Source organism: Rhodococcus sp. 05-340-2 (assembly GCF_002258915.1).
In the GTDB taxonomy this organism is placed as follows: domain Bacteria; phylum Actinomycetota; class Actinomycetes; order Mycobacteriales; family Mycobacteriaceae; genus Rhodococcoides.
The window spans coordinates 439,920-460,504 of sequence record NZ_NOYU01000027.1 but is presented as its reverse complement, the minus strand read 5'-3'; the positions used below and the strand labels follow the sequence as shown (position 1 = coordinate 460,504).

At 66.1% G+C, this 20,585-nt stretch carries 18 protein-coding genes and 1 pseudogene; 10 read left to right on the top strand and 9 right to left on the bottom strand.

Annotated features, from left to right (window positions below):
• Positions 1 to 43: 43 nt before the first annotated feature.
• Complete coding sequence (locus tag CH271_RS17180) at positions 44 to 346, bottom strand: DUF4193 domain-containing protein (protein ID WP_027496891.1); 303 nt, start codon at positions 344 to 346, stop codon at positions 44 to 46.
• A gap of 547 nt (positions 347 to 893) precedes the next feature.
• Here CH271_RS17180 and cei point away from each other — a divergent pair.
• Complete coding sequence (gene cei / locus CH271_RS17175; protein ID WP_037189472.1) at positions 894 to 1,574, top strand: envelope integrity protein Cei; 681 nt, start codon at positions 894 to 896, stop codon at positions 1,572 to 1,574.
• Between the two features lie 15 nt (positions 1,575 to 1,589).
• Here cei and CH271_RS17170 read toward each other — a convergent pair whose 3' ends face one another.
• Entirely contained in the window at positions 1,590 to 2,462 is an 873-nt protein-coding gene (locus CH271_RS17170; RefSeq protein ID WP_373453579.1) for an inositol monophosphatase family protein, read from the bottom strand.
• Positions 2,463 to 2,664: 202 nt separating this feature from the next.
• Between CH271_RS17170 and ppgK the strand changes: the two genes are divergently transcribed.
• The gene (gene ppgK / locus CH271_RS17165) at positions 2,665 to 3,486 is read left to right on the top strand and encodes a polyphosphate--glucose phosphotransferase (protein ID WP_037189473.1); all 822 of its coding nucleotides are present in this window, start codon (positions 2,665 to 2,667) and stop codon (positions 3,484 to 3,486) included.
• Between the two features lie 159 nt (positions 3,487 to 3,645).
• A complete protein-coding gene (locus CH271_RS17160) occupies positions 3,646 to 4,977 on the top strand; it encodes an RNA polymerase sigma factor (protein WP_037189474.1) in 1,332 nt (443 codons plus the stop codon).
• A gap of 76 nt (positions 4,978 to 5,053) precedes the next feature.
• Here CH271_RS17160 and CH271_RS17155 read toward each other — a convergent pair whose 3' ends face one another.
• On the bottom strand, positions 5,054 to 5,413 hold the full coding sequence (locus CH271_RS17155) for a DUF952 domain-containing protein (RefSeq protein ID WP_037189475.1): 360 nt from the start codon (positions 5,411 to 5,413) through the stop codon (positions 5,054 to 5,056).
• A 28-nt stretch (positions 5,414 to 5,441) separates the two neighbouring features.
• The gene (locus CH271_RS17150) at positions 5,442 to 6,371 is read right to left on the bottom strand and encodes an EamA family transporter (RefSeq protein WP_037189476.1); all 930 of its coding nucleotides are present in this window, start codon (positions 6,369 to 6,371) and stop codon (positions 5,442 to 5,444) included.
• A gap of 233 nt (positions 6,372 to 6,604) precedes the next feature.
• Here CH271_RS17150 and CH271_RS17145 point away from each other — a divergent pair, with 233 nt between their 5' ends.
• On the top strand, positions 6,605 to 6,799 hold the full coding sequence (locus tag CH271_RS17145; RefSeq protein ID WP_027496884.1) for a DUF7455 domain-containing protein: 195 nt from the start codon (positions 6,605 to 6,607) through the stop codon (positions 6,797 to 6,799).
• 113 nt (positions 6,800 to 6,912) lie between these two features.
• Here the strand turns inward: CH271_RS17145 and CH271_RS17140 are convergent, their stop codons facing one another.
• Entirely contained in the window at positions 6,913 to 8,652 is a 1,740-nt protein-coding gene (locus tag CH271_RS17140; protein ID WP_094634304.1) for a DEAD/DEAH box helicase, read from the bottom strand.
• Between the two features lie 190 nt (positions 8,653 to 8,842).
• Between CH271_RS17140 and CH271_RS17135 the strand changes: the two are divergent.
• Positions 8,843 to 9,954, top strand: a pseudogene (locus tag CH271_RS17135) (YihY/virulence factor BrkB family protein).
• On the opposite strand, the gene CH271_RS17130 reads toward CH271_RS17135, so the two are convergent.
• Positions 9,927 to 10,163, bottom strand: a complete 237-nt coding sequence (locus CH271_RS17130) for a DUF3039 domain-containing protein (RefSeq protein WP_037189478.1) — start codon at positions 10,161 to 10,163, stop codon at positions 9,927 to 9,929. The pseudogene CH271_RS17135 and the gene CH271_RS17130 overlap by 28 nt on opposite strands.
• 93 nt (positions 10,164 to 10,256) lie before the next feature.
• Here CH271_RS17130 and CH271_RS17125 point away from each other — a divergent pair, with 93 nt between their 5' ends.
• The 3 genes from CH271_RS17125 to CH271_RS17115 all read left to right on the top strand — a co-directional run bounded on the left by CH271_RS17125 (position 10,257) and on the right by CH271_RS17115 (position 13,302).
• A complete protein-coding gene (locus CH271_RS17125; protein WP_032397916.1) occupies positions 10,257 to 10,625 on the top strand; it encodes a DUF3099 domain-containing protein in 369 nt (122 codons plus the stop codon).
• A 33-nt stretch (positions 10,626 to 10,658) separates the two neighbouring features.
• On the top strand, positions 10,659 to 12,152 hold the full coding sequence (locus CH271_RS17120) for a N5-glutamine methyltransferase family protein (RefSeq protein ID WP_094634303.1): 1,494 nt from the start codon (positions 10,659 to 10,661) through the stop codon (positions 12,150 to 12,152).
• Positions 12,153 to 12,330: 178 nt separating this feature from the next.
• Positions 12,331 to 13,302, top strand: a complete 972-nt coding sequence (locus CH271_RS17115) for a sigma-70 family RNA polymerase sigma factor (protein ID WP_032377730.1) — start codon at positions 12,331 to 12,333, stop codon at positions 13,300 to 13,302.
• A 134-nt stretch (positions 13,303 to 13,436) separates the two neighbouring features.
• Here the strand turns inward: CH271_RS17115 and CH271_RS17110 are convergent, their stop codons facing one another.
• Together CH271_RS17110 and CH271_RS17105 are read right to left on the bottom strand one after the other, a co-directional pair.
• Positions 13,437 to 16,094 (bottom strand): bifunctional acetate--CoA ligase family protein/GNAT family N-acetyltransferase, encoded by a 2,658-nt coding sequence (locus tag CH271_RS17110; RefSeq protein WP_094634565.1) that lies wholly within the window; start codon positions 16,092 to 16,094, stop codon positions 13,437 to 13,439.
• 64 nt (positions 16,095 to 16,158) lie between these two features.
• On the bottom strand, positions 16,159 to 17,427 hold the full coding sequence (locus tag CH271_RS17105; RefSeq protein ID WP_052047503.1) for an acetoin utilization protein AcuC: 1,269 nt from the start codon (positions 17,425 to 17,427) through the stop codon (positions 16,159 to 16,161).
• A gap of 185 nt (positions 17,428 to 17,612) precedes the next feature.
• On the opposite strand from CH271_RS17105, the gene CH271_RS17100 reads away from it, so the two are divergent.
• Together CH271_RS17100 and galE are read left to right on the top strand one after the other, a co-directional pair.
• Positions 17,613 to 18,299 carry a metal-dependent transcriptional regulator gene (locus tag CH271_RS17100; RefSeq protein WP_037189481.1) on the top strand — a complete coding sequence of 229 codons (687 nt, stop codon included), beginning with the start codon at positions 17,613 to 17,615 and terminating at the stop codon, positions 18,297 to 18,299.
• A gap of 46 nt (positions 18,300 to 18,345) precedes the next feature.
• Positions 18,346 to 19,326, top strand: coding sequence for a UDP-glucose 4-epimerase GalE (galE, locus tag CH271_RS17095; protein WP_094634302.1), 981 nt, complete (start codon positions 18,346 to 18,348; stop codon positions 19,324 to 19,326).
• A gap of 40 nt (positions 19,327 to 19,366) precedes the next feature.
• Here galE and CH271_RS17090 read toward each other — a convergent pair whose 3' ends face one another.
• Entirely contained in the window at positions 19,367 to 20,482 is a 1,116-nt protein-coding gene (locus CH271_RS17090; protein WP_094634301.1) for a DUF4192 domain-containing protein, read from the bottom strand.
• Between the last annotated feature and the right edge of the window lie 103 nt (positions 20,483 to 20,585).

Below are 20,585 nucleotides of genomic sequence, written 5' to 3'. Positions count from 1 at the left end.
CGACACAGACCTGACGCGATCGATCAGGTCTGTGCGGAGAAGGTCACGCCGCGCAGTCGCGGCACATCAGTACACCGTTGGCGTCACTGGCCAGTCGGCTGCGGTGATGGACCAGGAAACAGCTGGAGCAGGTGAACTCGTCGGCCTGCTTGGGAACCACTCGAACAGAGAGCTCCTCGCCGGACAGATCTGCACCCGGGAGCTCGAAGGACTCCGCGGTGTCGGATTCGTCCACGTCCACCACGGCGGACTGGGCCTCGTTGCGTCGGGCCTTCAATTCTTCCAGCGAGTCCTCCGACACGTCGTCGGATTCTGTTCTTCTCGGTGCGTCGTAGTCGGTTGCCATTGTCTTCGTACCCCTCATCTTCGTGCGTGTGTGTGGTGGAAGCTGCCGGTGTGGTCGGCTTGTGGCCGTCGGCTGTGAAGAGGGCGCTTGCTCGCTCCCACCGAGTTCGTATCTGTTCGAAAATCGTTCGTCGTCGCGCGGTGCCCGAAACTACACCGGGTAGTTCCCAGAACTCGCCGGTTGAAACCCGATCGAGACCTCGCTCACCAGATCGATTGATGCACCGGCGTCCTATTCTCGAAGCACCGCGGCCGCCAGACAATAGCCGAAGCCGGTCGCAAAGCAGAAACCGAATCGCCGACACGTCCATCACCTGGGTGCACGCCGCATCAACACCGCGATGGTCGGCTTCATTCCGCGCGTCACCGAACAATTCTCGCCGCCGGTTTCGGGCTCCGAATCGGGCATCGCGCACTCGATCGAAGAAGGGTCCGGCCGAGTGTGCCGCCCCCGCGCACCGCGGCCATCTACAGTAGGCACCGCGTCGGTGTGAACCGACTCTGTGGACCGGTCTCGGCGACTGCCGACGGAAAGGCGAAGATCAACTGTGGTTTCTCTGATCACCGAAGGCCATTCGGTCGACGGTCGAGGTCGTCCGTTCCGTCGCCGCCGCGCGTTTCCGATCATCGCTGTCTTCTCGGTGCTGGCTCTGCTCGGAGTGCTGGTGTGGGTCAAGGTGTTCACCACCTCCGAGGCCACCTCGGCAACGGCCGAATGCAATGTGCCCACCACCACCGCCGCGACAGACGGTACGCAGCCCGTAGCGCTCGGCGAGGAAGTGGACCCGACGACGCTGCTCGACGTCGAGCCTGCTGCCCTGTCCGCAACGAAGGTGCGTGTCTTCAACGCGAACGGTGAGCGCGGACAGGCGGCTCTGGTCGCGGCCCAGCTCATCGACTACGGCTTCGCCAGCGCACCGGACGTCCAGGTCGGCAACGATCCGGTCTACGTCGATCAGAACATGCAGTGCCAGGGCCAGATTCGGTTCGGCCCGGCCGGCCTGGCGGCAGCGAGTGCGGTGTCACTGGTCGCGCCATGCGCCGAACTCATCCAAGATGCCCGCACCGACGACTCGGTCGATCTGGCACTCGGTACCTACTTCAGCGAGATCCAGCCCAACGACGACGCCGAGGAAGTGTTGCGCACGCTCGCCGGAGCCGCACCCGGTGCCGCGCCTGCGCCACTCGATGCCGATCTGCTCTCGGCAGCCCGCGAATCGCGTTGCTGACGCAGTAGCTCCGCGTCAGCCCGGAATCGGATCCAGGGCACCCGCGCTGCGCAGTACGGCCACGAAGGCGTCCGCGACCCCCGGGGCAGTTGCCACCGTCACCGCACCCTGCGCACTGGTGCTGTTGGCAGCAGGCAGCCTGATCACTGCGCCTGCCTCGGCCGCGATCAGCGCACCCGCCGCCCAATCCCACGGACTGAGCCCGTGCTCGAAGTGAGCGTCGACCACTCCGGACGCGACCATGCACAGATCGAGAGCGGCCGAACCGATCCGGCGGATGTCGCGCACCTGAGGCAGCAGTTCGGAGATGATCGCGCCCTGCACCGCGCGACGCCCGGATCCGTAGCCGAATCCGGTGGCCAACAACGTCATCGACACATCGGTGACACCGGAACAGTGCAGCTGCTCCTGGGTACCGTCCGCCCGCTCCACCGTCGCCCCACGTCCCAGAGCGGCCGAGTAGACGAGCTCGCGGGCGACATCGATCACGGCCCCGGCAACACTGACACCGTCGATCTGGACCGCGACCGAGACCGCGTACGCCGGGATTCCGTACATGAAGTTCACGGTTCCGTCGATCGGGTCCAACACCCATCGCACGCCGTCGAGCGAGTCGTTTTCGCTGCCTTCCTCTTCTCCGAGAATCGCATCCTCGGGCCGCAGCTGCGCCAGCATCTCGCGTAGGACACGCTCGGTTTCGGTGTCCACGACGGTCACCGGATCGGTCGGCGTGCTCTTGGACTGCACCGCGCCGTCACCCTCGCTCGAATCGCCGCCGAAGACCTCCGGGCGACGTCGCCTGACATGCTCGGCAGCTCGCGTCGCGACCCGTACGGCGACCTCGCGCAGCACGTCCACCTCGCGTGTGGTCGATCCCTGTGCTGCCACCGGCTCTTCCGGCAATTGTGTACTGGCGGTGTCGGTCTGCGATCCATCTGGTTTCGGCACGCGTACATCGCAACACACACCGGCGTCCGAGCACCACCGCAGCGACCGACGGTGACGTCACCGTCGCGCAAACGCCGAAACGCACTATTGTTCGGAAGCGACGGCACCACACGGATTCGATCACGCCAGGAGCGGCATCCACATGACACAGGCAGGTTCGGACAACACCACCGCAGCGGCAGCGCGCCACGGGTTCGGCGTCGATGTCGGCGGCAGCGGCATCAAGGGCGGAATCGTGGACTTGAGCACCGGAGAGCTCGTCGGCGACCGCCACAAGATCGAGACGCCGCAGCCGTCGACCCCCGCTGCCGTCGCGCGCACCGTGGCCGAGATCGTCGCGCACTTCGAGTGGACCGGCCCGGTGGGCGTCACACTGCCTGCCGTGGTGACCAACGGTGTCGCTCGCTCGGCCGCCAACATCGACAAGTCCTGGATCGACACCGACGCCCGCGCGCTGTTCGCCGAGGCCATCGGCACCGAGAACGTCACCGTGCTCAACGACGCGGATGCGGCCGGAGTCGCCGAGGACAAGTACGGCGGCGGCAAGGGCAAGGACGGCGTCGTCGTGCTGTTGACGTTCGGCACCGGGATCGGTTCTGCCGTGCTGCACAACGGAGTTCTGCTTCCCAACACCGAATTCGGTCACATGGAGATCGGCGGCAAGGAAGCCGAGCATCGTGCGGCATCGTCGGTGAAGGAGAACCAGGGGCTGTCCTACAAGGAGTGGGCCAAGGAGGTCTCGAAGGTTCTCGAGACGTTCGAGGCGCTGCTGTGGCCGGATCTTTTCATCGCAGGCGGCGGCATCAGCCGCAAGAGCGAGAAGTGGATTCCACACCTGACCAATCGCACCCCCGTGGTTCCGGCAACCCTGCTGAACACTGCCGGGATCGTCGGTGCCGCACTCGCAGCGGACTCCGCCGTGCCCTCCGCCGAGACCGGTACGTCCGCGGGATCGAGGGACTGACACGCGGCTTGCCACCTGCGTATGGCGAGGGTCGGTAACAAACTCCTGAGAGGTCGTTACAATGGTGTGTGCCGGTACGCAGCCGGCCGAATCCGAAGACCTCTCCGCCGGAAACAACTCTGGCGTGACGCCGCACGACTTCGTCACGAAAGGGCGTACGTGGCAGCCACCGATATCCGTCAGACCGTAGATTCCGAAACCGAGTCTGCGACACCTGCACCTGCTGTCAAGGCACCCGCTGCGAAGGCACCGGCAAAGAAGGCACCGGCCAAGCGCGCCGCGGCCAAGAAGGCACCGGCGAAGAAGGCCGCAGCCAAGAAGACAGCAGCAACACCGGCGTCCGGGGACGATGCCGACGAGAGCACTCCCGGGATCGAAGACATCGACATCTCCGAGGGCGACCTCGCCGCTGCCGCGAACGATGTCGTCGAGGTGGTCGCCGCAGGTGACGACACCGAGGAAGACGCCACCGCCGAGCCGACTGCCGAGGACAAGGCGTCCGGCGATTTCGTCTGGGACGAAGAGGAATCCGAGGCGCTCCGCCAGGCCCGCAAGGATGCCGAGCTCACCGCGTCCGCCGACTCCGTCCGCGCGTACCTGAAGCAGATCGGCAAGGTCGCCCTCCTCAACGCCGAAGAGGAAGTCGAACTGGCCAAGCGCATCGAGGCAGGCCTTTTCGCGGTCGAGAAGATGCGCGAGTCCGCGGAGAAGGGCGAAAAGCTCCCCGTGGCGCAGCGTCGCGACATGACGTGGATCTGCCGTGACGGCAACCGCGCCAAGAACCACCTCCTCGAAGCGAACCTTCGACTCGTCGTCTCCCTGGCCAAGCGCTACACCGGCCGTGGCATGGCGTTCCTGGACCTCATCCAGGAGGGCAACCTCGGTCTGATTCGCGCCGTCGAGAAGTTCGACTACACCAAGGGCTACAAGTTCTCCACGTACGCCACGTGGTGGATCCGTCAGGCGATCACCCGGGCCATGGCCGACCAGGCTCGCACCATCCGTATCCCGGTGCACATGGTCGAGGTCATCAACAAACTCGGACGCATCCAGCGTGAGCTGCTCCAGGATCTGGGTCGCGAACCCACCCCCGAAGAGCTCGCGAAGGAAATGGACATCACGCCGGAGAAGGTGCTGGAGATCCAGCAGTACGCGCGTGAGCCCATCTCGCTCGACCAGACCATCGGCGACGAGGGCGACAGCCAGCTCGGTGACTTCATCGAGGACTCCGAGGCAGTCGTCGCCGTGGACGCCGTGTCGTTCACGCTGCTTCAGGATCAGCTGCAGTCGGTACTCGAGACGCTGTCCGAGCGCGAGGCGGGCGTGGTTCGTCTGCGATTCGGCCTCACCGACGGTCAGCCCCGCACCCTCGACGAGATCGGTCAGGTCTACGGTGTGACGCGCGAGCGAATCCGTCAGATCGAGTCCAAGACCATGTCCAAGCTGCGTCACCCGTCGCGTTCTCAGGTACTGCGCGACTACCTGGACTGATTCGTTCGCTCCATCTCGAACAACGACCGCCGATCACAGTGATCGGCGGTCGTTGTTCTGTGCTTCGTCGATGCCGTCACACCTGCGGCACCCCGAACGTTCCGTCCGGCCCCGGCCGATAGTCGAGGACCGCGGTGACGGCCGCGATCGGCAGCGGTCCGTACAGATGTGGGAAGAGCATGGACTCCGGATCGGTCGGCACCCCGGGCTCCCACCGAACGGGTGCGGTCAGACGAGCCGGATCCACGCGCAGCAACACCAGATCGGTGCGGCCGGAGAAGAGCCGATTCGCGGGCAAGTGCACTTGCTCGGGTGTGGACAGGTGCACGAACCCCACGGAATCGTACGAGTCGGGGGTGTAGTCGGCCCGACCACGCATCGCGAGCCACTCCCCTGCCGTACAGATGTGAACGAGGTCGTCCTGCTTGCTGGTCACAGTTCCATTCTGCAGTGTCGAGTGCGCGTCAGGGCGGTGGAATGTCGGCAACGCCGCGATCTCTGCGCGCCGGCAGGCCGCCGACCACCACGGCCGCGATGACGGCCACGATTCCGAGAGCCTCGAGGGCCGTCGGAATCTGGGTCAGCACCACGGCACCGACCACCGTCGCCGTCGCCGGGAGCAGAGCCAGCAGCAACGCGAAGCGGGCCCGGCCCACTCGCACCAGGACGTACTGATCGAGAACGTAGGGAACCACACTCGACAACAGCCCGACGCCCAATCCGAGAACCCAGATCCGCCAGTCTCCCAATGCATCCGAGTGCGCGGCCGCGAACGGTCCGAACAGCGGAACGGCCAGTAGAACGGACGCGATTGCGAACCCGGCAGCCATGTCGTCGAGCCCCTGGCCTGCGTCTGCAACGGACTTACCCAGGACGATGTAGGCGGCCCACAAGGCCGCCGAGCCCAGCGCGAATGCGATTCCTACGAGGCCCACCTCGCCGCCCTCGAACTGCGCGGAAGCGATGGCACCGACGCCGGCCACCACCAGGAGCAGCGCGCACACATCGGCAGGCTTTCTGGACCCGGCAGCAGCGACCGCGATCGGCCCGAGAAACTCGATGGCCACCGCCGCGCCGAGTGGCAGCCTGGCGATCGCCTCGTAGAACATCGCGTTCATACCGATGGTCGCACCGCCGAACGCGGCAGCCGTGATCACCCGTCGCACGGTCCACGCGCCGCCCGCACCGGCGCGGTGCCGCCACGGCCGTCGCCAGAGCACCAACACCAGCGCCGCACCGAACCCGCGCAGCCACGCCACCGCGGCCGGATCGACGGTGTCGAACAAGAACACACCGATCGCCGCACCGACGTACATGCACACCGCGCCGATCACGAACAGCGACGGAATACCCAGCTTCGATGCGCCGGAGAGCGAAGTAGAAGTCGAAGCCACACAGGGAACCCTACTGCCGCGACTCACGGCGAACCGTGTCTGCTCTCAGCGAACAGATTTCACGACGTTCCAGCTCGTGAGGCATGTTTCGTGTTAGTGACAACACAAAGAAACGCGCTCGGGAACAACGCGTGACCGCCATACGTCTGACAGAGTGAACGAACCGCGCCATACCGACGCGGCGGACCGGCCCCAGGCGAACGGGACAACCCGCAAGCCAGTACGGAGGAGTCATGCCCGGAACATTGACCAGCCCACAATTGACAGCAGCGGACCGGTGCGACCGGTGCGGTGCAGGGGCTCGCGCGCGTGTCGTGCTCTCGACCGGTGGAGAACTTCTCTTCTGCGGTCACCACGCCACCGAGCACGAAGCCCGTTTGCGTGAAGTGAACGCAACGGTGATGACCGAATCGGACTCCACGGTGTAGCCCACCTTTCGGGTCGGGGGAAACAGGTTCGCCGCGATCGACGAACAACACGAAGAAGACGGACGGTCACCAGACCGTCCGTCTTTTTCGTGCCCGGATCCGCTCCGCGATCTCTACATCTTGCGCAACTGCGCGATTCGCTCACCCAACTGATCGGCCGACGCCATCGCCGTCGGTGGGCCACCGCAGATACGTCGCAGATCGCCGTGAATCACCCCGTGCGGCTTCCCGGTGCGGTGGTGGTACACCGCGACCAAACTGTTCAATTCACGCCTCAGGCCGGCCAGCTGGCCCGCACTGGTGGCCCTGTCGTTGACGACTGCAGGTGCCGGAACCGCCGGGCCTGCAGGCGGTTTGTCGATCTGCTCCTGCTGGCGTTGGCGGAGCAGGTCGCGCATCTGCGTCGCGTCGAGCAAGCCGGGCAGACCGAGATAGTCGGCTTCCTCGTCGCTGCCCGAGAACGTCGCGGTACCGAACGAGGAACCGTCGTAGATCACCTGGTCCAGTTCTGCATCCGCACCCAGCGAGGTGTACGCCTTCTCTTCCTCGCCCAGTTCGTCCTTCTGCTTGTTGGAGTCGGCCAACAACTCGTCGTCGAAGCCGTCTTTCTCCCGGTGCGGCTTGCCGAGGATGTGGTCGCGCTGCGCCTCGAGCTGCGACGCCAGATCCAACAGCACCGGTACCGACGGCAGGAAGACGCTCGCCGTCTCACCCTTGCGCCGGGACCGCACGAAGCGGCCGATGGCCTGCGCGAAGTACAGCGGGGTCGACGCACTCGTCGCGTAGACCCCGACGGCCAGACGCGGAACGTCGACGCCCTCGGACACCATGCGAACGGCAACCATCCAACGCTGATCGCTCTTGCCGAACTCGGCGATCCGAGCCGAGGACGTGGGGTCGTCCGACAGCACGATCGCCGGCGTCTCCCCCGTGATCACCTCGATCAACTTCGCGTAGGCCCGAGCCACCGTCTGATCGGTTGCGATCACCAGACCGCCGGCATCGGGCATGCCGCCTGCACGCAGCTGAGCGAGCCGCGTGTTGGCGGCCAGCAGCACTGCGGGCATCCAGTCACCCTGCGGATCCAGTGCGGTGCGCCATGCCCGCGCGGTCTGTTCGGCACTGAGCGGCTCACCCAGCCGAGCCGTGTACTCCTCACCGGCACTGTCTCGCCAGCGCGCTTCACCGGAATAGGCGAGGAACACGACCGGACGGACGACGCCGTCCGCAAGAGCGTCGGAGTAGCCGTACGCGTGATCGGCCTTGGACCGCATCAACCCGTCCTGATCCGGTTCGTAGTTGACGAACGGAATGGGACTGTCGTCGCTGCGGAACGGCGTACCGGTCAGTGCGAGACGTCGGGTGGCGTCTCCGAACGCCTCGCGAATTCCCTCACCCCAGCTCTTCGCGTCACCGCCGTGGTGAATCTCGTCGAGAATCACGAGGGTCTTGCGCGATTCGGTGCGCACCCGATGCTTGAACGGGTGCGAGGCGATCTGCGCATACGTCACGACCACGCCGTGATAGTCGCTCGAGGTCTGACCGGTCGAGTTCGAGAAGCGCGAGTCCAACGCGATGCCGACCCTGGCCGCCGACTCCGCCCACTGGTGCTTGAGGTGTTCGGTGGGCGCGACGACGGTGACCTGATCGACAGTCCGATGGGCGAGCAGTTCTGCGGCCACCCGCAGCGCGAAGGTCGTCTTGCCTGCGCCGGGCGTCGCGACCGCGAGGAAGTCCTTGGGCGAGGCGACGAGGTACTTCGTCAGCGCCCGTCGCTGCCATGCGCGCAGCGGTGCTCCCCCGCTCGCGGGAGCGGGGGTCTGCTCGGTGGATGGTGGTGTCGGATCGAACATGTCAGCGCTCACTGGCCGCCGGTTCCTGGCATCGATGTAAATTCCTCGCGCTCTCGGTAGCCCTGCAGTGTCCGCGGAGGAGCCTATCGCTCCGCACCGACCGATCCCGCATCGCTGGGGTGAGTCGGATGCGACACGGCGAGTCGGCTGTTAGGCGAAGTCGCCTTTCGTCAGGAATGCTGGAGGAACCATGAGCGAGTCTGCAGGCGGAACTCCACCACCGGAACGGTTGTCGGCGAGAAGGCCGCTACACGCGGTGTGGAAAGTGACTCTGCGCACTCTGAGCAAAGCGTGGGACGACTCGATCTTCAGCAAGGCAGCAACCGCCGCGTTCTGGCAGACGCTGTCGCTGCCACCACTGCTGCTCGGTGTGCTGGGCAGTCTGGGACTCGTCGGCGGTTGGTTCGGTCCCAACACCGTCGAGATCATCGAGTCCAAGATCATCACCTTCAGCAACACCCTGTTCAGCGGCAGCGTCGTGGACCAGATCATCGCTCCGACGGTCAAGGACGTACTCGCCCAGGGCAGCGGCGAGATCGTGTCCGTGGGATTTCTGCTCTCGTTGTGGGCCGGGTCGTCTGCGATCTCGACGTTCGTCGACTCCATCGTCGAAGCGCACGGGCAGGCCGACGCTCGACATCCCGTCTGGCAGAGGTTCTTCGCGCTGCTGCTCTACGTGGGTTTCCTGGTAATCGCCGTCTTCGTGCTTCCGCTCGTCGCACTCGGCCCGGTGTACGTCCAGCAGATTCTGCCGGATTCGTGGATCACCGTCGGCAGCGAAGTCGTCGACTTCTTCTACTACCCGGCCGTCGGGCTGTTGCTGATCGTCGGTTTGACCACGTTGTACAAGGTGGCCTTGCACACCTCGCTGCCGTGGCATCGCCTGCTCGGTGGAGCTCTGCTGGCCGGGGTGTTCTTCATGATCGCGAGCGCGGTGCTGCGCCGGTACCTCGGTTGGGTGACGAGCACCGGGTACACCTACGGCGCGCTGGCGACGCCGATCGCGTTTCTGCTGTTCACGTTCTTTCTCGGCTTCGCCATCGTTCTCGGTGCCGAGTTCAACGCGACGATCCAGGAGTTCTCGCCCGCTCGGGCCACACGACTGGACCAGATGCGGGAGTGGATCGCGGCGCAGGCCGCCACCGACGACAAGCGTCGGGGCCGGTGACCGCTGTTGCCCGGCGGCTCGCCACGGGGCCGATCAAACTGTCCGGCGACCGAGCCCGTTCGGATCACCCGGAACCGACCCCCGACCGACACCAGGGAGACGGCGGTCAGTCGCCTTTCTTCAGGCCCTCGTAGACCTTCTTGCAGTCCGGGCACACCGGTGATCCGGGCTTCGCGGATTTGGTGACCGGAAACACCTCGCCGCACAGTGCGACGACGTGCGTACCCATCACCGCGCTCTCGGCGATCTTGTTCTTCTTCACGTAGTGGAAGAACTTCGGCCGGTCGTCCTCGGTGGTTTCGTCCGGTGCAATTTCGGGACGGTCCTTCGTCTGAGTGCTCATGAACACAGATTAATCCGAACATCCACAGCGAGGGGTAACCGGTTCCACAGCTCGTCGTATGCATTCTGTGAGCAGTAGTGCCACAGTGGAGGTATGACGAGAACCCCAGGGTTCGACGGAAGCGCGTACAGCGACTCGCCGGATGGGCCCGTCCTGATCACCGAGGCGCAACAGTCGGTCGAGGAGCAGCACAAAGCTCGCGTCCGCAAATACATGTTCATCATGTCGTTCCGCATCCCGGCGTTGGTGTTGGCTGCCATCGCGTACGGAATGTGGATGAATCCGTGGATCTCCATGGCGATAGTCGGAGCGTCCATCCCACTGCCATGGATGGCGGTGCTGATCGCCAACGATCGGCCGCCCCGCACCAAGGACGAGATGAGTCGATACGACTACCGAACCGTGGACAGGCCGCAGCTGGAATCGAGCAACCACCGGGTGATCGAACCGGGCGACGACTGACCCCGTGGATGTCGCCGATGCGACACTTGCGTCGTGACTGCACCCGATTCCACGTCCCCGCTCGTCGTCGCCTGCTCCGCTCTTCGTGAAGCCTTCGAGCGGGCGGGGTACGACGCCGACGGTGTACTGACACTGCTCGGCGACGACGCCCACGCTGCCCTGGGTCGCAGCGAGCCGGTGCCGGTACGCAACGCCAGTAGGGACGGGGGTGCGCTGGGCGTACTGGTACGCCTGTTCCTCCTCGTCGACGACTGCCCCGAATCCGATGTCGCCGACGCCATCGCGCCCCTGTCGGTGGCCGACGCCGTCGCAGCCGGGATTCTCACCCGGTCGGAATCGACAGTACGGACGCTGCTCGACATTCGACCGCTCGACGCCGGGCACGGAACCAGGTGGATCGTCTCGGATCCGGACGGCAGCATGCGCGCCGCCGAGACTGCTCCCGACCACGTGCTCGGCGTCGGGCAGGCCTCGTTGTCGCTGTTGCGCGGAACACCCACGTCCCCGGTGACCAGCGTTCTCGACGTCGGTACCGGCTGCGGTGTCCAGGCCGTCCACGCCTGCGGCTACGCGGCGCAGGTGACCGCTACCGACATCAGTCCGCGATCGATGGACCTCGCGGCGGCGACGATGGCGCTCAACGGCCTCGACGTCGAGTTGCTGCACGGTTCGTGGTTCGAGCCGGTTGCCGGGCGTCGATTCGATCGCATCGTCGCGAACCCGCCGTTCGTCGTCGGCCGCGCCGAAGTGTTGCACTCCTACCGCGATTCCGGGCTCGATCTCGATGGAGCGAGCGCTCTGATGATCGGCGGGGCCCCGGACCACCTGACGCTCGGCGGCACCGCTGCCATCCTGGCGTCGTGGGTGCACGTCAGCGGTGAGGACTGGCGCGCGCGGGTGGCGTCGTGGCTTCCCGCGCACGGAGTCGACGCCTGGGTCGTCGAGCGTGACGTGGCCGATCCCGCTCTCTACGTGGGCACATGGATGCGCGACGGCGGACTCGATCCCCGCGATCCCGACGCGGCCGCGGTGGCACAGTCCTGGCTCGACCACTTCGCCGCCGCAGACGTGGAGGGAATCGGCTTCGGGTTCGTCTATCTCCGCAGAACGGATGCGCCGACCGATCTTCTCGCCGAGGAGCTCACACACGGCTTCTCCGACCCCCTGGGCAACGAATCGATTGGGTACTTCGAGCGGCTCGACTGGCTGCGGGAGCACGACATCCTCGACTCGATGCTCACTCTCGACCCGAACACCGCACTCGAACGCGTCTACCTACCCGGCGACGAGGGCTGGGCTCCGGTGGCGGTACGAGTTCATCGCGGGAACGGCCCGCAGTGGCAGCACGACGTCGATGAACTCGGTGCGGCTCTGCTCGCCGGGCTCCGACCCGATGGCCTGCCGGTCGGTGAACTGGTGGAGTTGCTCGCTGCAGCGCACGACGAGGACGCCGAGGAACTGGCAATGCATGCGGTGACGATGATGCAGGGTCTCGTCCGGCACGGCTTGGTTCTGCCGGCCCGATGAGTCCCCGACATCGCCCCACGAGAGCGACCGTTCCCGGCGGCTTCACTTCTCAGCAACTTCTCAGGACGAACATGACGTAATCGCTGGTCACGCGGGTATCTCCAGGATCGGCGTGGGAACTTATCGGAGTCTCCCGAGCGTTGAACCCTGTGAGACACCACCGACCAGGAGGCAAGTCATGACCAGCCCCAGCACCACGATTCGTCCACGGCCGACCGATGCCGATCTGGACGCCCAGAGCCCAGCAGCCGATCTCGTTCGCGTGTACCTCAACGGCATCGGCCGCACCGCGTTGCTGACGGCTGCCGAAGAGGTCGATCTGGCCAAGAGAATCGAGGCTGGTCTCTACGCGAAGCAGGTTCTCGAGAACACGAAGCGGCTGAGTGCGGTCAAGAAGCGCAATCTCGCCATCATCGTTCGCGACGGCAGTGCGGCGCGCAGCCACCTGCTCGAAGCGAACCTTCGCCTGGTCGTCTCTCTCGCCAAGCGCTACACCGGTCGCGGGATGCCCCTGCTCGATCTGATCCAGGAGGGCAACCTCGGGCTCATCCGCGCGATGGAGAAGTTCGACTACGCCAAGGGCTTCAAGTTCTCGACCTACGCGACGTGGTGGATTCGTCAGGCCATCACCCGCGGTATGGCAGATCAGAGCCGCACGATCCGGCTGCCCGTCCACCTGGTCGAACAGGTCAACAAGCTGGCTCGGATCAAGCGTGAGTTGCATCAGCAGCTCGGCCGCGAGGCCACGGACGAGGAGCTGTCGAGCGAATCGGGTATTGCGGTGGAGAAGATCGCCGATCTGCTCGACCACAGCCGCGACCCGGTCAGCCTGGACATGCCGGTGGGCAGCGACGAGGAAGCACCTCTCGGAGACTTCATCGAGGATTCCGAGGCGACATCCGCCGAGAATGCCGTCATCGCCGGTCTGCTGCACAGCGACGTCCGCGTCGTCCTCGGCACTCTCGACGAGCGGGAGCAGCAGGTCATCCGTCTCCGCTACGGCTTGGACGACGGACAGCCCCGCACCCTCGATCAGATCGGCAAGCTCTTCGGGCTCTCCCGCGAGCGTGTTCGTCAGATCGAGCGCGAGGTGATGGTCAAGCTTCGGCAGGGCGACCGCGCCGAGAAGCTGCGGTCCTACGCCAGCTGAGTACAGCCACCGACCGGTGGAGCAGCAGTGACCATCCCTGTTCGCGCCACCTCACGCGGTAGCCGAGCCGACGTTCTCTCCCCCTCGGGACGTCGACTCGGCTGCCGCATTTCTGCATCCGGTCCGATGCGGGCTCAGCGCAAGCGCCGTGGACCCAGGTCGGCTTTGGTCGGTTCGGGCCCGATGCGCACCCGCGCATCGGTGATCTGTGCTCCGTGGGCGGACGCCAGAACCGGCTCGCACGAGATCTCGCGAATGTCCGCAATGTCTTCTGCCAGTGCGGAAATCCGCTGAACCAGGTCGATCAGGGCATTCTTGTTGACGGGCACTGCGTTGCGATACCCGGACAGCAGCGGAGCCGCCTTCGGCGCGTCGATCAGCTGCGCGGCCTCGTCCTCGGTCAGCGGCAGCACCCGGTAGGCACGATCGCCCAACAAGTCCGAGATCACCCCGGCCAGACCGAACGAGATGAGCGATCCGAACGACGGATCGTCCTGCACGCGTACGACGCAGCCGATTCCCTTGACCGCCATGCGTTGTACGTGCAGTAGCGGCTCGCCCGAGTCCGCCGCCAGATTCCGATACGCCACCCGCACCGCGGACGCGTCGGCCATGTCCAGGCGTACTCCGCCGAGATCCGGCCGGTGCCGCCACCGTTCGCCGGTCGCCTTCACCGCCACCGGATAGCCCAGTTCGTCTGCTGCGGCGACGGCCTCGTCCTCGTCGGTCACGGTCCGGAAGGCCACCACGTCGAGGCCGTAGCAGCCCAGCAATTCTGCGGTCTCGAAGTCCGACAGCCACCGTCCGTGACTGCCGGTCGAACGCCATCCCTCGACCAACTGCTTGGCGCGGTCGGAGTCGATGCTCTTGGGACGGACGAGATTCGACACCGGCCGCGAACGCCACGACGAGTAACGCCACGCCGCGGCGAGTGCCGCAACGGCACGCTCCGGACTCGAGTACGACGGCACCGAACCACGGACGGGATGTCCCCCCGGTCCGCGGACCGCCAGGACGTCCGGAATGCCCTCGGTAGCGAGGAACGTCGACAGTACGGGCTTGTCGGATCCTCGGACGGCGTTGCCGAGCGCGGCCGCGAACGGTTCGACCTCGACCGCGACCGGTGGCACGAACACGACGATGACGGCGTCGATGTCGGACGCGGCCAGCGCCGACGACACGGCTGCGGCGAATTCCTCGGGTCCCGCCTGCGGGCCGACATCGGTCGGATTGCTCGCATGCAGGCCCTTGGCTCGCGCCGCGTCCACTGCCAGCACACCCAGAGCCGTCGAATTTCCCACCACGGCAACCCTCGGGCCGACCGGAAGAGGCTGATTTCCGAACAGGACGGCGCAGTCGAACAGTTCGGAGATGGTGTCGACCTGGATGACCCCGGCCTGCGCGAACAGTGCGCGCACGATCGAGTCGTCGATGTCGGCACCGATCGCGTGTGCGGGCGGCACGGCCCCACGGCCGCTCTTGACCGCGATGATGGGCTTGGTGCGCGCCACCCGTCGGGCGATCCTGGTGAACTTCCTGGGATTACCGAAGCTCTCGAGGTACAGCAGAATGACCTCGGTGGCCGGGTCCGAATCCCAGTACTGCAGTAGGTCGTTTCCTGACACGTCCGCGCGGTTACCGGCCGAGACGAACGTCGACAGCCCGAGCCTACGGTTGGCGGCCTCGTCCAGAATGGCGATGCCGAGGGCACCGGACTGACAGAAGAATCCGACGTTGCCCGGAGTGGGCAGATGCGGAGCCAGCGTGGCGTTCAGGCCGAACTCGGGATCGGTGTTCGCCACACCGAGCGCGTTGGGCCCGATCAACCGCATACCGTGCGCCCTCGCGGCGAGCACCAGCCTGCGCTCGCTCTCCTGACCCGCGGGTCCGGTCTCACCGAACCCACCCGACACCACCAGCAGCGCTTTGACGCCCTTGTCGAGGCAGTCGTCGAGTACCGCGTCGATCGCATCGGCCGGTACCGCGGCGATCGCCAGATCGACCGGATCCGGGATGTCGTGCACCGTGGCGTAGGCGCGGACCCCGCGGACGGAACGATGGTCGGCGTTGACGGGATAGACCGGGCCGGTGAAGTTGCCGGCCAGCAAATTCGCGAGAACCGCGTTGCCCACCTTCGAGCTGTCCGTCGATGCACCGATCACGGCCACCGATCGTGGGCTGAGCACGTTGCGCACACTGCGGGCCTCGGCGGCACGCTCTCGCGAATTGCGTACCGACAGCAGAGCTTCGCTCGGGTCGATGGCGAACTCCAGTCGCAGCACGCCACCCTCGAAGGACCTGCTGACCTGATACCCCGCTTCACGGAAGACGGTGACCATGTTCCGGTTCTCGGCGAGCACCTCGGCGACGAACATGTTCACCCCGTTCTCGGCGGCCGCTCCCGCAAGGTGTTCGAGCAGGATCGGCCCCAGACCGCGGCCCTGGTGCGCGTCGGCGACGACGAAGGCCACCTCGGCGGAGTTGCCGTCCCCCTCCGGCAGTCGTTCGTATCGGCCGACCGCGATGATGTCGTCACCGAGCACCGCAACGAACGCCACCCGGTCGTGGTGGTCGACGGTGGTGAAGTTGAGCACGTCGCGCTGGGGCATCGTGGGGTAGGGACCGAAATATCGCAGGTATCTCGTGCGCTCGGACAGCCTGCCGTGGAACGCGACGATGCGCTCGGAGTCCGACGGGACGATGGGGCGTAGGTGCACCACACCGCCGTCGGAGGTCAGGACGTCGGCAACCCAGTGCCGCGGAAAGGATGTCTCGGCTCGCTCTCGGGCCAGGTCCTTGTCGGTCGGGTCCGACGCCGCGACGGCCGGCTCTTCGGCCGAGGGGCTGTCGGTCGGATCAGTCACGCGGGTCCTCCGGATCGAGTCCGAGCAGTGGAAACACTGCTCGACGGGTGGCGATGATCGCCGAGTCGACGCGTTCGAGCGCCCTGTCGGTGCCGTCGGTCCCGGCGAGAGATCCTCCGGGTCCGTCCCAGGCGGGATAGTCGACGTCTCCCCCGTCACCCATGGTCTGCGGCAGGTCGACACTCGGCGCCATGGTCCTTACTCGCTCGCGCCACGTGTCCGGCAGCGCCGACATCGGGTCGATGTCGCGACCGAGAGCGGCAGCGATGAGGTGCGTCCACGACCGTGGAACGACGCGCACCAAGCCGTACCCGCCACCGCCGACGGCCAACCACCGACCTTCGGAATGTTGGTCCGCCAGATCACGCATGGCCAGGAACGCAGCGTTCTGGCCGTCGACGGTCAGCGCCAGATCCGCGAGAGGATCCTCGCGGTGGCTGTCGACACCGCATTGACTGACGATGATCTGCGGCCTGAACGCGCCGATCGCGCCGGGCACGATCGCGTGGAACGCGCGCAACCACAACCGATCTGCGGTGCCGGGAAGCAGCGGAACGTTGATGGAGGTTCCCTCACCGCGTTCGGTTCCCACCTCGGTCGACCATCCGGTGTTCGGCCACAGCGTTGCCGGATGTTGGTGCAACGAGACGGTGAGCACTCTCGGGTCACCGAGAAAGGCCGCTTGAACGCCGTCACCGTGGTGAGCGTCGACGTCGATGTAGGCGATGCGGTCGAACCCGTTGTCCAGCAACCACGAGATGGCGATCGCGGCGTCGTTGTAGACGCAGAAGCCCGAGGCCCAGTCGGCCATCGCGTGGTGCATGCCGCCACCGATGCTCACCGCCCGTCGGGCACGACCCGACGCGATTTCGCGAGCGGCGGCCAGCGAGCCACCGGCGAGCATGGCGCTCGCCTCGTGCATCTGCGGAAACACCGGGTTGTCGTCGGAACCGAGTCCGTGGACGACGGCGTCGGGATCGCGCAGGGCCGGGCCCTGGGACGGTGCCTGTTTGACTGCCTCGATGTAGGCGCTGGTGTGAAACCGGAGGAGCTCGGAATCCGGTGCAGCGGCAGGCTCGACCAATTCGATGCCCTCGAGCAGGCCGATGTCGGTGGCGAGCGCCATCGTCAGATCGAGTCGAGTCGGGTTCATCGGGTGGTCGTCGCTCCACCGGTAGCCGAGGTAGTCCGCGCTCCACACGACGATGTCCTCGGGGCGGTTCGGGATGGACGCGGCGGCGCGTGTCGCCTGATCAGACATAGGGACAAAACTACGTTGTCGGGCGGGATGGTGTTGCCGGGTTCCGGTGTTGTCCCGAGAGTCCCCTTGTGAGAAGCCATGGGAAACGACGTCCACCGTTGTGGTGCGCCGCGCCCGCTGCGTCTGGGTGCAGCGCCTATTTCGGGGCGCTGACGGTAGGATCGAACCCGACGAAGGGGTTGAGTGTGAAGGATCTGGTCGACACCACGGAGATGTACCTCCGGACGATCTACGATTTGGAAGAAGAGGGCGTGATTCCGCTCCGCGCGCGAATCGCCGAACGACTGGAACAAAGTGGTCCCACCGTCAGCCAGACCGTTGCTCGGATGGAGCGCGACGGGCTGTTGTCCGTCGCGGGCGACCGACACCTGGAGCTGACAGAGAAGGGCCGAAGCCTGGCGGTTGCGGTCATGCGCAAGCACCGCTTGGCCGAGCGTCTGCTCGTGGACATCATCGGTCTGCGTTGGGAAGACGTGCACGCCGAAGCATGCCGCTGGGAACACGTGATGAGCGAGGAAGTCGAGCGGCGTCTGGTCACCGTGCTGAACAACCCGACCACCTCGCCGTACGGCAACCCGATCCCCGGTCTCGAGGAACTCGGTCTCGGCCGGTCGACTCTGGCACCGGAGGCTCTCATCCGCCTCACCGATGTGCCTGTGGGCCAGCCGACTGCGGTGGTCGTGCGACGCCTCGCCGAGCACGTTCAGTCCGACCCCGAGGTCATCGCGCAGCTTCGCGAAGCGGGCGTGGTCCCCGATGCTCGGGTTACAGTCGAGGCCAAGCCCGGATCGGTCACGATCACGGTGCCAGGACACAGCGGTGTCGACATATCCGAAGAAATGGCGCACGCCGTCCAGGTGAAGAAGGTCTGACCTCACACCGACGACGGCGTTGGACGCGTGTGAGGGAGAACGAACAGTGAAGCTTCTGGTTACCGGTGGTGCGGGATACGTCGGCAGCGTCTGCGCGGCCGTGCTCGTCGAGCGTGGTCACGAGGTCGTCGTCGTGGACAACCTGTCCACCGGTAACCGGGACGCCGTGCCCGGTGGTGCCACCTTCGTCGAAGGTGACATCAAGGACGTGGCCGCGGACGTGCTGATCGGCGGCGGCTTCGACGCCGTCCTGCACTTCGCCGCGCAATCTCTCGTGGGCGAGTCGGTGGTCTCGCCCGACAAGTACTGGAGCGGAAACGTCGTCACCTCGCTGGCGTTGCTCGATGCCATCCGAGCATCCGGCACCGCGAAGCTGGTGTTCTCCTCGACCGCCGCCACGTACGGCGAGCCGGAGAAGACTCCCATCACCGAGGACGCGCCCACCCGCCCCACCAATCCCTACGGCGCCACCAAACTCGCGATCGATCATGCGATCACGTCGTACGCCGCCGCCTACGGCCTGGCCGCCACCAGCCTCCGGTACTTCAACGTCGCCGGTGCCTACAACGGTTTCGGCGAGAATCGCGTCGTCGAGACCCACCTGATTCCGCTCGTGCTTCAGGTCGCTCTCGGACAGCGCGAGAAGATCTCGGTGTTCGGTACCGACTGGCCCACTCCGGACGGTACGGCTGTGCGCGACTACATCCACGTCGCCGACCTCGCCGAGGCGCACATCCTCGCCGTCGACGCGGCACAACCGGGCGAGCACACCATCTACAACCTCGGCAGCGGCACCGGATTCTCCGTCCACGAGGTCATTTCGTCCTGCGAGCGCGTCACCGGCCTGCCCATCGCCGTCGAACACGCACCCCGTCGCGCCGGGGATCCGGCCGTCCTGATCGCCTCCAGCGCGCGAGCGAGGGAGGAACTGAAGTGGTCGCCGGAGCTGACCGATCTCGATCGGATCGTGGCCGACGCGTGGGCATTCCTCCAGCACCTCGGCGATCGGTCGCACGCAGCGCGCTGACCCACGTCTGCGGCCGATCATCATTGCTGCGAACGGGCCGTCACCGTCGACCGAACGGGTCGCCGGGCAGCCGAACTCCGCAGGCACGTGCACATGCGAAGCCGCTCTCGGCCACTTCGCGAACGAGTTCGGGACCTGCGCCTGCGCTGAGCGATCTGTCCAGCAGTCGCGCCAACGAGTAGGTCTCGTCGGCTTCCAGTGCCGCATCGATCGCGATACGGGCCATCGGCCCATCTCCGCGCACGTAGGCACTGAAGGCCAGAAGTGTTGCGGCGATGGCGCGTTCGCACTTCGGCAGGACGCGGGACATCGTCGCCCAGAACTCTTCGACGAATCCCGCGTCGTCGCCGAGGGTCAGAGCCAGCAGTGCGTCACGCACCTGGACGTGGCCGATCGCGAGCGCGATCCGAGCGATGTCGGTCGGGTCCAATTCGGTGTCGTACGGTCCCCGCGCGACGTACGACAGCACCGACGTCAGCTCGTCGCCACGAGACCGGCCGCCGTCCCGTCGTAGTCGCGAGATCTCGGCCGCAACGGCCCGCACGGTCGCGTCGGGGCCCGGCGCTACGGTCTCGGCCAGCTCGCACCTGGACCGTCGGACGGAGTAGCCGTCGAGCACGCGGGCGACGGTCATCGGCGACGCCGACGGATCCGATATCAGGCCGTGCCGCTGCGGTCCGCGCAACGACCACCAGTCGGCGGCATCGGCGATCTCCGATGCCGCGAGGGCCTCGCTGAGCTGCACTCCGAACGATGCGAGTGTGGCGTCGAGTTCGATCACCAACGCTTCCACGTCGAGCAGATGCGGCGTTCTGACGGTTCGATCGAGCCTGTCGTCGACGAACACCGCCATGACCGCGGGGATGTTCTCCGTAGCGCAGTACCCGGCCAGGTAGCCGATGACGTCGAGCATCTCCGGGGTCGCGCGGGTGTGACCGCCGGCGCGCCGATCGACGTGTTCGCCTGCCAGGACGAGGTCGTGACGCATCGTGGGTCCCACGCTGGCACCGCCGTCCTTGACCGCGATGAGCACCATCGATCGATGCGGGTGGAACCCGAGCATGGCCGGTACGGCTGCCATCAGGTCGCTCGCGTGGCCGAGGCGCACGCGATGGCGCGAGTCGAAGTTGTCGTGAGAATTCGTCGGTGTGTACATACCGAAGAATCCTGGCCGGGGTTCCGACGACCGATCGCGTCTCGACCTGGGCTTTCGTACTGCCCTGTGGAGAACCGCCGTGCTGTGGATCGATCGTGTCGCC